This is a genomic window from Paenibacillus sp. FSL F4-0100 (assembly GCF_037993005.1).
Taxonomy (GTDB): domain Bacteria; phylum Bacillota; class Bacilli; order Paenibacillales; family Paenibacillaceae; genus Paenibacillus_AQ.
On the sequence record NZ_CP150303.1, the window covers coordinates 5,253,512 to 5,266,680 of the forward strand.

The following is a 13,169-nucleotide window of genomic DNA, read 5'->3' on the forward strand; positions in this document are numbered from 1 at the left end:
AGGTGTGTAGATGTGAATACTTCAACCAATACGGGAAAAGCAAGCCGTCTAGCGGTCCACATCCTGTTAGCTGTCGGGGCGCTGCTCATGATTATGCCGTTTCTGTGGATGATATCCACATCCTTCAAGTCCTTTGCGGACTCCATGTCCGTTCCGCCCAAATGGCTGCCTGTAGAATGGCACCCGGACAACTACCTGCGGGTCATCCAAACCATCGACTTCGGTACCTATTACTTGAACACCATAATCGTGACGGTGGGACGGACGGCTGGCCAACTCATTCTGTGCTCCCTTGCAGCCTATGCATTTGCCAGCTTGAGATTCCCTTTCAAGAACGCCATCTTTCTCGCGCTCCTGGCCGTGTTGATGGTCCCTTCCCAGGTCGTTATGATTCCGAGCTTTGTCATCATGCGCGAGTTCAACTGGCTGGACACATTCTATGTGCTGATCATACCCGGCATATTTAGCGCCTTCGGTACATTCTTACTGAGACAGTTCTTTATGACGCTGCCGAAGGATCTGGAGGAAGCCGCCAAAATTGACGGCTGCAGTTACTTCCGGATTTACTGGAATATTTACTTGCCTTTATCCAAGGCGGCTCTCGTCTCCCTGGCGATCTTCACCATATTAGCCTCATGGAACGATCTTCTGTGGCCGCTCATCATGACAAGCTCTGAGGAGATGCGCGTGCTTTCGATCGGGATTTCCAGCTTCCAGGGACAGCATTCCACCGATTACCCGCTGCTGATGGCAGGCGCCCTAATGGCTACCCTTCCCATCATCATTCTGTTTATCTTCCTTCAGCGTTACTTCATTGAAGGCATTGCTATGAACGGGATTAAGGGATAGAACTCGGAAAGCACGAACCATGCAGAAAAAAGAGTGGACGGAAATGTTACAGGGTTAGTTATTGGAGCAGGCACCATGGGAAGAACCCATGGTGCCGCCTATGCTTCGATCCCGGGCGTTAAGCTTGCCGGCATTGCGGGTATCCGGGTGCAGGAAGCGCAGCAGAGTTAGCGGACAGACATGGCGTACAGGCCTATGCTTCATTCGAAGCAGCGGCACAGAAGGCGTCGTGGTATTTGAGAGGGTCTTCTGTGCTTTTTATCATTGCGCATCCGTCAATCTAGGTTCAAATGAGTGCTTGAATAATATGGATAGCGGGGCTATAATCACGTGTGAGTAATCGAGTTACCGGAATATGTAACCAACATCTTATACGATCAGGAGTGAGGCAATCTATGATTAAAGCAGGCGTGCTAGGAGCGGGAGGCATGGGCGCCGTCCATATCAAAAACCTTCACGGGAACGAACACGTTCAGCTGGCTGCAATATGCGATACCAATGAAACGTTAGCGCAGCAGCAGGCCGAACTGTACGGCACATCTTACTATACGGACGGCAGCACGATGCTGGAGCAAGAGCATCTGGATGTGCTGTACGTGTGCATTCCACCATTTTGCCATGGGGATATCGAAGAACAGGCAGCCGCGAAGGGCATTCACCTCATGGTCGAAAAGCCGCTGGGACTGGACGCCCAGTCCGTCCGCCACAAAGCCAAGGTCATTGCTGAAAGCGGAATCATTGCAGCTTCCGGCTACTGTCTGCGGTATCTGGACACGGTTGCGATTGCCAAAGACTTTCTCAAGGACAAAAAAATCGGCATGGTTCGCGCCCACTACATTACAACACCTGTACCAACTCCTTGGTGGCGCAAAAAGGCATTATCCGGCGGACAGCTAGTTGAGCAATCCACGCACACCATGGACTTGGTTCGCTACCTGTGCGGCGATATCACCCGCCTGTATGCCGATATGAAGCTGCTGCTGGTAGACGACATCCCGGACCTCGATATTCCGGATGTGGGCGCCATCCAATTCGTGTTGGATTCCGGAGCCGTCGGCCATATGCAAACTGGATTTATCCAGTTCGATCACCGCAGCGGAATCGAGATCATGGGCCGCGACTTCCGCGTCGTTCTGGACGGAACCACGCTCTCCATTGTAGAGAAGGAGAAAGAGATCGTGTATCGGAGCAAAACGGACTTCTACAAAAATCTTACCAACGCCTTGATCGACGCCATTCGTAACAACGACCCAAGCCTTGTGCTGGCATCTTATGAAGACGGCTTCAAGACGCTGGAAGTGACGCTTGCGGCCAATGAATCTGCGGAAACTGGAAAACCCGTTATCCTACAAGCATAATAATATGGGGCATGCTCATGGTCTGAAAACCTTGAGCATGCCCCTTGATTTTGAATTGGCATGGAGTAGCCAGTAACATATATGCTTGTCAATCCACCCGTTTCGCTTTCTTGTGCAAAGATATACTCGCCCCGCTCTTATAAACCAAGCGAAATATACTTCACCTCCAGGAACTCATCCATTCCGTAGTGCCCGCCTTCCCGGCCCAGTCCACTCTCTTTGAATCCACCGAATGGTGCTTGCGCCGTCGAAGGTACGGGATCATTCACGCCCACAATCCCGTAGTCCAGCGATTCCGCAATGTTGACCGCTTCGCCTAGATTCTGCGTGAATACATAGGCGGCTAAGCCATAAGGACTGTTATTGGCACGCTGCACCGCTTCGTCTATCGTCCGGAAAGTGGTAATCGGCGCAAGGGGGCCGAAGGTTTCCTCATTCATACACTCCATGTCATCGGTTGCGTTCATGATGACCGTCGGCTCAACATAATTGCGACCCAGCTCAGATAATGCTTGACCTCCTGCCAGAATGACGCCGCCCTTCTCTTCCGCGTCCTTGATCTGTCTTACGACTTTATCCACAGCGTCCCGGTTAATCAAAGGACCAATATCGACGCCGTTCTCCAGTCCATTTCCTACCTTCAATTGCTTGACAAGCTCAGCAAACTTCGCGGCAAACGCCTGCGCAATGCCTTCCTGAACATATACCCGGTTGGCACACACGCAGGTTTGTCCCCCATTGCGGAATTTAGAGGAGATTAATCCGGCAGCCGCTTGGTTCAGGTCAGCCTGATCCGTCACAATAAACGGCGCATGACCGCCAAGCTCCAGCGATATTTTCTTGACGTTAGCGGCAGCTCCGGCCATGAGCTGTTTCCCGACCTCGGTTGATCCTGTAAAAGACAGCTTTCTTACACGGCTGTCCGCCTGCCACACACCGGAAATGTCGCTTGAAGATCCAGTTACGATGTTAATGACCCCGGCAGGAATACCAGCCTGATCGGCAAGCTCTACCAGCTTGATGGCCGTGAATGGCGTCTCACCGGATGGCTTGATCACCACCGTGCATCCGGCTGCTAGAGCAGGCGCCACCTTACGGGTAATCATGGATGCCGGAAAGTTCCACGGCGTAATCGCTGCTACGACACCAACGGGCTGCTTCGTTACTATGATGCGTTGGCGGCTGGATGATCCGGGTATGGTCTCGCCGTAGATTCGTTTGCCTTCCTCCGCATACCAGGCCACAAAGCTGTTGGCATATTGTATCTCACCTGCTGCTTCCTTCAGCGGTTTCCCCTGCTCTGTGGTCATAATCCGCGCCAATTCATCCGTATGCTCCGCTATGAGCTGATGCCAGCGGCGCAGCAATTCCCCTCGCTCATTCGCCGTCCTGCGGGACCACGCCGGAAAAGCATCGGCTGCCGCATCGACGGCCAAGGCGGCTTCCTTCTTGCCAGCCTTGGACACGGTACCTATCACCTTGCCATCCGCCGGATTATATACATCCATCTGTTCTTCGGTCTGAATCCATTGTCCAGCAATATAGACTTGATTTCGAAACATAGTAAAGACCTCCTCATCGTCTCTTCAGGCTGCAAGTGTCTATTGATCATCATCTTCTAGGTCACGATTCGTCCTTCTTATTATCCGTTACCCACTTACCCTAATGCAAAAAAAATAAAACACCGGAGCTCATGTGAAAGCTCCAGTGTTTTCTATATTCATAACGACTTCACTATCTTATTTAATCGCTGCGTCTACTTCCGTGATCATTTCGGATACGGACGTCAGGCCGCCACCGGAAAGATACCAGAAATCCGGATTCAAGTAAACGATATTACCCTCTTTCGCCGCGTTCGTTGTATTCACAAGCTCGTTCTCAACGACCGCTTTAGCGCCTGAATCCCCTTCGCCTGTGGCAACCGCTGCACCGCGATCGACAACAAAGAGATAATCCGGGTTCATCTCAACGATGTACTCATTCGAAATGTCTTTACCATGTGTGCTGACTTCGATGTTAGGATCTACAGCTCCGAAACCGAACACGTCATGCAGAATGCCGAAGCGGGAACCTGGTCCGTATGCACTGATTTTGCCTTCGTTAGCCAGGATGATCAATGCCTTCTTGCCGGTTGCTGTAGCTTTCTCATTCAAAGCTTTGATGTTCTCGTCAATTGTAGCAAGCTCTTTTTCAACTTCTGCTTCTTTACCAAAGATTTGACCCAGCGTGTTCATGTTTGCTTTAAAGGATTCCATGTATTTGCTTGTATCCACACCCAGGAAGATGGTTGGGGCAATTTTGCTGAGTTCATCATACGCATCTTGCTGTCTGCCGGAAATGATGATCAGATCCGGTTTAATGCTGTTGATTTTCTCAAAGTCAGGTTCTTTCAAGCTGCCCACGTTCTCGTATTTCTTGTCTTCGAATTTAGACAGGTAGGCCGGGACATTCGCTTGTGGAACGCCCAAAACCTCAACACCCAATTTATCGACAGAGTCCAGAATACCAAAATCGAAAACAACGACGCGGGAAGGATTCTTCTTCACTGGTGTTTTGCCCAGTTGATGGGTAATCGTGATTTCATCGGTTGCAGCCGGTGTATCTCCAGCTGCATCTCCGCCGCCTGCGCCGCTTGTTTTATTATCTTGACCACAAGCCGCAAGTACAAGCGTAAACATTGCTACCATAAATAAAGCTAACCATTTTTTCATTGTTTCACACCCCATTTTTATATTTAAAAGCTTTAATAATCCAACATATATTTGAACTTATGGTTGAATATGTAATTTAATATGAACAGACTAAACCATGCCGTCCTGTATCCAAGGCAGCCCTGTCCTTGTCTATGATTAAGGATTCCGTGCTTCTGTTCCCCCAGAATCCTTATCCTCTACTCTCTACTACCATGTTGCTTAGCCGTAGTAGACGCATACCCGATTGTCATTAATCTCTTCGATCTCAATGTCCATGTCATAGATTCCGCGAAGCACATTGCTCTGAATGATGTTCTCGGTCTTCCCTTCGCTTTCAATGGCTCCATCCTTCAATGCCACGATGTAATCCGAATAGAAGGAAGCGAAGTTGATGTCATGAATCACGATTACAATCGTCTTGTTCAGATCAGCGACAAGCTTTCTGAGAATCTTCATAATCTGTACGGAGTGCTTCATGTCCAAATTGTTCAGAGGCTCATCCAGCAGGATATACTCTGTATTCTGGGCGATAACCATCGCAATGTAGGCACGCTGGGTCTGACCGCCGCTGAGCTGATGAAGATATTTATGCTGCATATCCCCAAGCTCCATATAAGAGATCGCCTCATCTACGTATTTCTCGTCTTCTGCGTTCAATCTGCCCTGAGAGTAAGGAAAACGACCGAAGGATACAAGCTCACGCACCGTCAGACGGAGGCTGATATGGTTGGATTGTTTCAGGATGGAAACCTTCTTCGCCAGATCGCCGCTCTTCCATTGGCTGACCTCTTTACCGTCCACCGTAATTTGTCCGCTGTCCTTGCCTGTTAATCTGCTAATCATGGACAGCAAGGTACTCTTGCCGGCACCGTTCGGGCCGATAAAGGAAGTGATTTGACCTTTCGGGATCGTAACCGACACGTTATCAACGACTTTTTTGCCGCCATAGACTTTCGATACGTTCGTAACCTGGATCATGCTTTACTCTCCTTTAGTAGCAGGTATATGAAGTAGACACCGCCGATGAAATTGATGATGACGCTGAGCGTTGTAGAGAACGTAAACACCCGTTCTACAACCAATTGACCGCCGACCAGTGCAATAATGCTAATCAGTACGGATGCTGCAATTAAATACGAATGCCTGTACGTCTTCATAACTTCGTACGCAACATTGACAACCAGGAGCCCGAGGAATGTGATCGGCCCTACCAAAGCGGTAGCCACCGAGATCAGAACGGCAACGACAATCAGAAGCCGCTTCACAACATAATCATAATTCACGCCGAGGTTGATCGCCTGCTCACGGCCAAGCGCCAGCACGTTCAGGTACTTGGCAAATCGGGCAAAGTACAGCAAGGTCAGCACAACGACAATGACCGACAGGACCAGAAGCTCGGTCTTCACATTGTTAAAGCTGGCAAACATTTTGTCGGCCACAAACTGGAACTCGTTCGGGTCAATCAACACTTCCATAAAAGAAGACATGCTCGAGAACAGGGTTCCAAAAATCATGCCGATCAGCAGTAGGAAGTAAATGTTGTTTCCTTCCCTTTTGAACAGAATCTTATATAAGACTCCGGCGAATAGGATCATCCCGCCGACGTTGATCAGAAAGTTAACGTTGCTGCCCAGTTTGTACAGCGTGAAGGATCCGAAGACGAAGATGACGGTGGTCTGGATCAGTACATATAAGGAATCTAATCCCATAACGCTTGGCGTCAGTATCCGGTTATTCGTGACCGTTTGAAACACCGTGGTAGACAGAGCGATCGCTCCGCCGGTCAGAATGATGGCAAGCACCTTCTTGATTCTTCTTGGAAGCGCGTAATCCCAATTGCCGCCAAGATCAATGAACAGAAAGACTGCCACCAGGATGATTGCCGCTGCGGCCAACAGGCCGAGTTTGGCTTTATAAGTCATAAGCCTTTCTCCTCATCAGTAAGAAAATGAATATACCGCTTCCGAGTACGCCCACGGTTAGACTAATCGGAATTTCATAGGGATAAATAATGATCCGGCCCAAGATGTCACAGAACAGTACGAACCCGGCCCCCAGCAGCGCGGTATGCGAAAGGCTTTTTTTCAAGTGGTCTCCTAAGTACAAACTGACAATATTAGGGATGATCAGACCAAGAAACGGAATCACGCCGACCGTCAGCACAACAGATGCCGTAACCAGCGCCACGATGACCAATCCCAGATTCACAACTCTCCGGTAGTGAAGACCCAGGTTGGTTGCAAACTCCTCTCCCATTCCGGCCACCGTAAACTTGTTGGCGAACAGATACGCCAGAATCAAAAGCGGGATACTAATATAGAGCATTTCATACTGGCCCTTCATGATCATGGAAAAATCACCCTGAAGCCATGCGGACATATTCTGAATAAGATCATATTTGTATGCAAAGAAGGTGGCTATCGAACTCACGATATTACCAAACATCAGCCCTACGAGCGGGATGAAGATCGCATCCTTAAACTTAATCCGATCCAGTATCTTCATGAAAATAAAGGTTCCTGCCAGAGCGAATACAAATGCCACGAGCATTTTGATAAGCGGACCGCTTGTCGTGAAGACGAGCATGGCTACCAAAATCCCCAGTCTGGCAGAGTCCATCGTGCCTGCCGTGGTCGGCGATACGAACTTATTGCGGCTGAGCTGCTGCATGATCAATCCGCAGATACTCATGCTGACACCCGCCAATATAAGACTGACAAGCCTAGGAATCCGGCTTACAAGCATAATATGCTGTTGTTGTTCTGTCATCGAGAACAGTTGCAGTGGCGAGATATCTTTAACTCCAATAAATAATGAGATTATCGAGAGTACCACAACGGCTGCAAATAAGTATCTAATCTTCATGGCTCTTCCTTCTATGCGTATGTCTCTAAAATATCCGGGATCTCGCAATTTCCAACGCCATTCTCATTGAGATTGATTATCAATCGCGCTCTGATATGCATTATATCATCCTCATTCTGGCTCGACAAGTGTAATTGAGAATCAAAATCAATTAATTTGTTCATACTTGTATATTTTGTTCATGAATTGTTCATAATATGAAGTTTCGAGAAGACATAGCTAATATCCTCAGGTAGGAAGCACTCCTTTCGTTTAAACCTCCATATAATGAAGCTTCTCAAAAAGCCAAACGGATTCAATTCATGTTTAATAGATAAGGGAAATTATATTTAATCAAAAGTCGTTGACAATTACTCTAAGTTATATTAATATACTAACATAAATATTATTCCTAACTAAACGTAAGTTAATATGGAATGATAATTAAAAATATTGCTAAATAAGCAACATGCATATTTGCTTGAAGTAAGGGACATCTTCTTATCAGGCGTATGCAAATTCGATTACACCAGGAGGTTTTTTTTTCAATGTCTAAAGATTTTTCAACTGCACTCAAAAGTCGCCGTTCTTATTACGGGATTAGCAAAGAATCCGTTATCTCGGACGAGCGTATTCAGGAAATCGTAAACGAAGCGGTTAAGTATACCCCGTCTTCTTTCAACTCCCAAAGTGCACGCGTCGTTGTATTGCTTGGCGAACAGCATGATAAACTGTGGAACATCACGGAAGGCATCCTGAAGGAAGTCGTTGGCGATGAAGAAGCATTCAAATCCACTGCCGAAAAAATGGGCGCATTCCGCGCTGGTTACGGTACGGTATTGTTCTTCGAGGACAACAACGTCATTGCCGGGCTGCAACAGAACTTTGCCGCTTATGCCGACAACTTCCCGATTTGGTCCAACCAATCCAACGGCATGCTGCAATTTGTAGTATGGACATCCCTTGAAGCAGAAGGTCTGGGTGCATCCCTGCAGCACTACAACCCGCTGATCGACGAAAAAGTAAAATCCGAATGGAACATCCCGGAAAGCTGGAAGCTGCTTGCTCAAATGCCTTTCGGTAAGCCGGCTGCTGAACCAGGCGAGAAAGAATTTGCACCGCTTGAAGATCGCGTAAAAGTATACAACTAATTAAATAGATGAAAAAAGGCCGCCTCCCTAAGTTCCCGCAACTTGGATAGGCGGTCCTTTTATAATGGGCAAAGATTGAAAAACCGATCACTAAGCGATACAATTAGTCAAGTAAGAACCCTCGAACTTCTAAGATAACAGAAGCTCCGGGCAAACTTGCGATAACCAACTACATAGGATGTTGGCTGTACTAGGGGTGCCATGTGCTGAGAGACGGCGGTTTGCCGTTAACCCTTAACACCCGATCTAGGTCATACTAGCGTGGGGAAGTGTAGCATTTATGTTTATTTCTTTTCGTAGGCATAACTGCACTTTCTTCACGGGGTGCGGTTTTTTTGCGTGGACTTATATCATGGGGAGGAAATAACAATGAATGAGCTTGTGTGCGGAACCAGTCGGATCGTCGGGTGCCGGTTCTCGGTATTTCCCATGACGGACCGGTTTGTGGAGGTCATCATGGGCGCACTACATTCCGTGGATACGGGGAAGGTATGGATTCAGACAGATGATGTGAGCACCTGTATTCGTGGACGTGCAGAGCATGTCTTTGATGTTACAAGGGCGATATTCGCCTATGCTGCAGCGAGTGGCGTGCACACCGTTTTTAATGGTACTTATTCCATCGGTTGCCCCGGAGATACGGACGCCGATGTATTTATGACTGAGGATTCGACCCTCTTAAACAACGACATCGGGGAACATGCCGATATTGAGACTGCCTGCCAATTCGCTCTTTACCCCATGGGTACCGATAACTACATGGATGTCATCTACGGTGCAGTTAATCGTGCGAAGGCAGCCGGGACATTCGCCGGAAGCGTTCATTACGCCAGCCGATTGGATGGGTCACTGGCCCAGGTGTTTGGATCCCTTGAAGAGGCGTTTTTACATGCGATTCAATCCGACAGCAGCCATTTGGTCATGACTGCGGTTGTGTCCGCACACAGCCCTTCGGTCAAAGCCGCATCGAATTGAGCTTTATTGAAGCAGACAAAAGCCCGGCAAGCGCCGGGCTTCCTGTCACTACTGCCAAGAATCTTGACGGTTTAAACCCAAGCACTCAAGATAATTACGAGCAGGATAAAGAGAACCAAAATAATTCCTACTGAATTGTTCCATCCACCGCCGCCATATACTCCGCTCATGAAGATCCCCTCCTGGATTTAAAGAATGACGTGATGTAATCACACTATTATAGTATTTCCCGTCTCGTGCTAGTGTCACGGCTAATGTACCCCTCTTTTTATATTGGCAAGGAAATTCTATTCCTCATAACCAATGAGAAGCTTGCCTCCGTACGGATGGAGCATTTCCTCGGTGAATGCCATAAGAACTGAAGGATCATCCTGGCGATACATCGCCGTGAGCGCTGTTTCCAATCGTTCTCCCAAGATCGAGTCATAGCGGTTGAACAGACGGAACAGTGTTTTCCCTTCACCCGTCCACTCCCGGTTCACCCTAAGTACAAAATCACAGAGAATCGCCGCTATTTTGTGCACCGTAAACCACTTTTCGGCATCCCTTCGGGGACTCTGCAAATCCAGCAGGTACTCGGTTAGCATATAACGGTATTCGTTAATGTCGGTTAGCGTCAAGGGCATGGGTCCGTAATTCAAGTCGCTTCGGGCTTCCGCCTGCACCTCTTCCCCCTCAGGCAGCGCGTGCAGCACCGTCCCTTCTACGACCATCCGCTGCAATGAAGGATTCGCCGCGATCACTCCCTCATCGAAATATTCGCGATAGGAGGATAAAGACAATATAAATATTTCCGCGATCCACCCATGTGCCTCTATCGTCTTCCTGCTGAAATCATGACCATCCCGTTCAATGACTATGATGTCCAAATCGGATTGTTCATTATATTCACCTCTGCTCGCGCTGCCGCCAAGCACAGCAAGCAAACAGTCGGGATAATCGTATTGTATGATGCGTTCCGCTGCCTCTACCGGTTCCATCCTCATGACGTTTCCTCCAGTATGATTCTGATCCTCCCGAAAAAAGGGCTCAAAATATCTAATTCAGCTAAAACCCTAAACGTACCTGAATCATATGGTAAATAAATAAACGATTACCCTCATGTTGATGACAAGGAAGAAGGGATAGATGAGATGAACTATATTCATATGCTCTCCAAATTAGGTATGGGCAGTGCCCACCCGGGAGGATTCGAGGCAACCCTCCGAATGCTGAAGAATTATCCCATTCAACCGGGCAGCCGCATTTTGGAGGTCGGGTGTGGAACGGGCAGAACCGCATGCCATCTTTCGGAGATGGGGTATCAAGTAACGGCCATTGACCTGAACGAAAATATGATCAAAAAAGCCCGTGCAAGAGCCGAAGCGATGGAAATCGACGTGCAGTTCCAACAAGCGGATGTATGCGCATTGCCTTTCGAGGACAACCAATTCGACCTAATCATGGCCGAATCCGTTACCGTATTTACGGATACTACGAAATCACTGCCCGAATATTACCGCGTTCTGGATCATGGAGGCGTCCTGCAGGACAGAGAATTGCTGCTTGATAAACCCATGCCGGAGGCAAAACTTCAGGAACTGCTCGAATTCTTCGGAATTCCTAATCTCATGATGAGGGAAGAATGGGCGGACTCCCTCTTGGCTTGCGGGTTTAAACAGGAAGAAATTCTGGAGTACAACCACTTCAATGACCAGTTAAAGGAAGAGCAAACACGTCATCTGGATACATTTGAACAGCGCGATAAAGGACTCCTGTTCGATGTGGCGCTCTGGGAAACGTTGTTCAAGCATGACCGCATGATCCTGGATAATACCGATTATCTCGCTTCCGCCTTATTCCGGGCTGTAAAATAAAATCACTTCATATCTGTGCATCAAGTGGGGATTCGCATATTTGCTGCGTATCCCCTCTCCCTCCTCAATTTCAGTCCTTTCGACCTAATCCAACACTTTTTGTCAATTGGTTATATCTAGTTTTGCCTGTCGATGCTATAATCATGGTAAATATATCCTATGTTGTTGAGGAGGACTCATTCTTATGGCATGGTTCAACAGACTCCCTATCTCGCGAAAAATTACCGCAGCCTGTTTTCTCATTGCCGCTTTGTTTGCGGTTCCAATGCTGCTTGCATTTATTCTAATGGGTAAAGCAATCATTGGCGTGGTCATCGTCGTGGCACTAACCGGTTTAACTTTTCCTCTTTCTCGTCTTATTGAGAAAACGCTTACCAATTCCTTTGCGGAGATCTCCAGCGTTTCCGCCAAAATCGCCAAAGGCGACTTCACCTTCCAGGTAGAAGAGGTTGGGGGCATGAACGATCTCAGCCGAACGTTCAACAGCATGGTGGACAAGCTTCGAAAAATATTGCAGGAAACCTCGGATATCACCCGCCAGGTCATGTCGTCAAGCTCCAACATCTCGATTAAAAACCAGGAGCTCATTCAAGTGATGAATCAAGTCTCCTTATCTTCCAATGAGCTGGCTGTCGGCGCGAACGAAATATCGGAAGACGTAGCCGAAATGACGCATTCCATCGGTGAGATCGAAGAGAAGGTCAGCAATTATACGCATTCAACCCAGGAAATGAATACCCGTTCGATCGAAACGCTGGGACTGGTTGAGCAAGGAAGGGACTCCGTTGCCAAGCAGTCTGCAGGGATGCAGCGTAATATTGACGCAACAGCCAAGGTCTCGGAATCCATTGATGCGCTGGCTAAGAGCGCCAGGGGAATTACGCAGATCACGGAGACGATCTCGGAACTTGCCGATCAGACCAACTTGTTATCCTTGAACGCATCCATTGAAGCGGCAAGGGCAGGCGAGCATGGCGCTGGCTTTGCCGTTGTCGCCCAAGAGGTGCGTAAATTGGCTGAGGAATCCACATCATCAACTCGGGAAGTATTCAATCTCGTACGGAGCATCGAATCGGACGTGAAACATGCAACTCAGAACATAAAAATTAATGAAGAGGTCGTCAGGCAGCAAACCGAAATGATCCGTGAAGCTGAGCTGGTGTTCATGGAGATTGTAAACAGTGTGCAGTATATTTCGGAACAGATCTCCGCTTTCTCCAAGGAGAGCGAATCCATGCTGGAAAGTGCGAAGAGCATTTCTTCCGCAATTCAGAATATATCGGCGATTACGCAGCAATCCGCCGCAGGAACGGAGCAGGTGTCGGCATCCATGAATGAGGGCATCTCATCGATCCAGAAGATGGCCGAGGAAGCAGAAGCGATGAATAATGCCGTCTTCCGGCTGCAAAAAACGATCAACATTTTCAAATTTTAAGTAGGGTA

13 protein-coding genes and 1 riboswitch are annotated in these 13,169 nt (G+C 48.2%); of the genes, 6 read left to right on the plus strand and 7 right to left on the minus strand.

Annotated features, from left to right (window positions below; all coding sequences use genetic code 11):
- Positions 1-12 precede the first annotated feature (12 nt).
- Together MHH48_RS23645 and MHH48_RS23650 are read left to right on the plus strand one after the other, a co-directional pair.
- The gene (locus MHH48_RS23645) at positions 13-849 is read left to right on the plus strand and encodes a carbohydrate ABC transporter permease (RefSeq protein ID WP_076325069.1); all 837 of its coding nucleotides are present in this window, start codon (positions 13-15) and stop codon (positions 847-849) included.
- A gap of 395 nt (positions 850-1,244) precedes the next feature.
- Entirely contained in the window at positions 1,245-2,207 is a 963-nt protein-coding gene (locus MHH48_RS23650; RefSeq protein ID WP_076325070.1) for a Gfo/Idh/MocA family oxidoreductase, read from the plus strand.
- Between the two features lie 137 nt (positions 2,208-2,344).
- On the opposite strand, the gene MHH48_RS23655 is transcribed toward MHH48_RS23650, so the two are convergent.
- The 5 genes from MHH48_RS23655 to MHH48_RS23675 form a co-directional block, all read right to left on the minus strand.
- Positions 2,345-3,769 carry an NAD-dependent succinate-semialdehyde dehydrogenase gene (locus MHH48_RS23655; protein WP_076325071.1) on the minus strand — a complete coding sequence of 475 codons (1,425 nt, stop codon included), beginning with the start codon at positions 3,767-3,769 and terminating at the stop codon, positions 2,345-2,347.
- Between the two features lie 177 nt (positions 3,770-3,946).
- Positions 3,947-4,918, minus strand: coding sequence for a siderophore ABC transporter substrate-binding protein (locus MHH48_RS23660; RefSeq protein ID WP_076325072.1), 972 nt, complete (start codon positions 4,916-4,918; stop codon positions 3,947-3,949).
- Positions 4,919-5,119: 201 nt separating this feature from the next.
- Positions 5,120-5,878: an ABC transporter ATP-binding protein gene (locus tag MHH48_RS23665; RefSeq protein WP_076325073.1), complete on the minus strand. Its 759-nt coding sequence runs from the start codon at positions 5,876-5,878 to the stop codon at positions 5,120-5,122.
- Positions 5,875-6,822, minus strand: coding sequence for an iron chelate uptake ABC transporter family permease subunit (locus tag MHH48_RS23670; RefSeq protein ID WP_076325074.1), 948 nt, complete (start codon positions 6,820-6,822; stop codon positions 5,875-5,877). The genes MHH48_RS23665 and MHH48_RS23670 overlap by 4 nt, the downstream gene beginning before the upstream one ends.
- Positions 6,812-7,765 carry an ABC transporter permease gene (locus MHH48_RS23675; protein ID WP_076325075.1) on the minus strand — a complete coding sequence of 318 codons (954 nt, stop codon included), beginning with the start codon at positions 7,763-7,765 and terminating at the stop codon, positions 6,812-6,814. Before MHH48_RS23675 ends, MHH48_RS23670 begins: the two co-directional genes overlap by 11 nt.
- 527 nt (positions 7,766-8,292) lie before the next feature.
- On the opposite strand from MHH48_RS23675, the gene MHH48_RS23680 reads away from it, so the two are divergent.
- The gene (locus MHH48_RS23680; RefSeq protein WP_076325076.1) at positions 8,293-8,895 is read left to right on the plus strand and encodes a nitroreductase family protein; all 603 of its coding nucleotides are present in this window, start codon (positions 8,293-8,295) and stop codon (positions 8,893-8,895) included.
- A 182-nt stretch (positions 8,896-9,077) separates the two neighbouring features.
- Positions 9,078-9,180: riboswitch (TPP riboswitch) on the plus strand.
- 84 nt (positions 9,181-9,264) lie between these two features.
- Complete coding sequence (locus MHH48_RS23685; protein ID WP_076325077.1) at positions 9,265-9,870, plus strand: YkoF family thiamine/hydroxymethylpyrimidine-binding protein; 606 nt, start codon at positions 9,265-9,267, stop codon at positions 9,868-9,870.
- Positions 9,871-9,941: 71 nt separating this feature from the next.
- Here MHH48_RS23685 and MHH48_RS23690 read toward each other — a convergent pair whose 3' ends face one another.
- Both MHH48_RS23690 and MHH48_RS23695 read right to left on the minus strand, forming a co-directional pair.
- On the minus strand, positions 9,942-10,040 hold the full coding sequence (locus tag MHH48_RS23690; protein ID WP_076325078.1) for a sporulation protein YjcZ: 99 nt from the start codon (positions 10,038-10,040) through the stop codon (positions 9,942-9,944).
- Positions 10,041-10,157: 117 nt separating this feature from the next.
- Positions 10,158-10,856: a nucleotidyltransferase domain-containing protein gene (locus MHH48_RS23695; RefSeq protein ID WP_076325079.1), complete on the minus strand. Its 699-nt coding sequence runs from the start codon at positions 10,854-10,856 to the stop codon at positions 10,158-10,160.
- 147 nt (positions 10,857-11,003) lie between these two features.
- On the opposite strand from MHH48_RS23695, the gene MHH48_RS23700 reads away from it, so the two are divergent.
- Together MHH48_RS23700 and MHH48_RS23705 are read left to right on the plus strand one after the other, a co-directional pair.
- On the plus strand, positions 11,004-11,726 hold the full coding sequence (locus MHH48_RS23700; protein WP_076325080.1) for a class I SAM-dependent methyltransferase: 723 nt from the start codon (positions 11,004-11,006) through the stop codon (positions 11,724-11,726).
- Between the two features lie 184 nt (positions 11,727-11,910).
- Positions 11,911-13,161, plus strand: a complete 1,251-nt coding sequence (locus tag MHH48_RS23705) for a methyl-accepting chemotaxis protein (RefSeq protein WP_076325081.1) — start codon at positions 11,911-11,913, stop codon at positions 13,159-13,161.
- Positions 13,162-13,169: the final 8 nt, after the last annotated feature.

Coding starts and splice junctions, on each gene's coding strand:
- MHH48_RS23650 (WP_076325070.1), top strand. CDS start 1,245: ATGATTAAAGCAGGCGTGCTAGGAGCGGGAGGCATGGGCGCCGTCCAT.
- MHH48_RS23655 (WP_076325071.1), bottom strand. CDS start 3,769: ATGTTTCGAAATCAAGTCTATATTGCTGGACAATGGATTCAGACCGAA.
- MHH48_RS23660 (WP_076325072.1), bottom strand. CDS start 4,918: ATGAAAAAATGGTTAGCTTTATTTATGGTAGCAATGTTTACGCTTGTA.
- MHH48_RS23665 (WP_076325073.1), bottom strand. CDS start 5,878: ATGATCCAGGTTACGAACGTATCGAAAGTCTATGGCGGCAAAAAAGTC.
- MHH48_RS23670 (WP_076325074.1), bottom strand. CDS start 6,822: ATGACTTATAAAGCCAAACTCGGCCTGTTGGCCGCAGCGGCAATCATC.
- MHH48_RS23675 (WP_076325075.1), bottom strand. CDS start 7,765: ATGAAGATTAGATACTTATTTGCAGCCGTTGTGGTACTCTCGATAATC.
- MHH48_RS23680 (WP_076325076.1), top strand. CDS start 8,293: ATGTCTAAAGATTTTTCAACTGCACTCAAAAGTCGCCGTTCTTATTAC.
- MHH48_RS23685 (WP_076325077.1), top strand. CDS start 9,265: ATGAATGAGCTTGTGTGCGGAACCAGTCGGATCGTCGGGTGCCGGTTC.
- MHH48_RS23690 (WP_076325078.1), bottom strand. CDS start 10,040: ATGAGCGGAGTATATGGCGGCGGTGGATGGAACAATTCAGTAGGAATT.
- MHH48_RS23695 (WP_076325079.1), bottom strand. CDS start 10,856: ATGAGGATGGAACCGGTAGAGGCAGCGGAACGCATCATACAATACGAT.
- MHH48_RS23700 (WP_076325080.1), top strand. CDS start 11,004: ATGAACTATATTCATATGCTCTCCAAATTAGGTATGGGCAGTGCCCAC.
- MHH48_RS23705 (WP_076325081.1), top strand. CDS start 11,911: ATGGCATGGTTCAACAGACTCCCTATCTCGCGAAAAATTACCGCAGCC.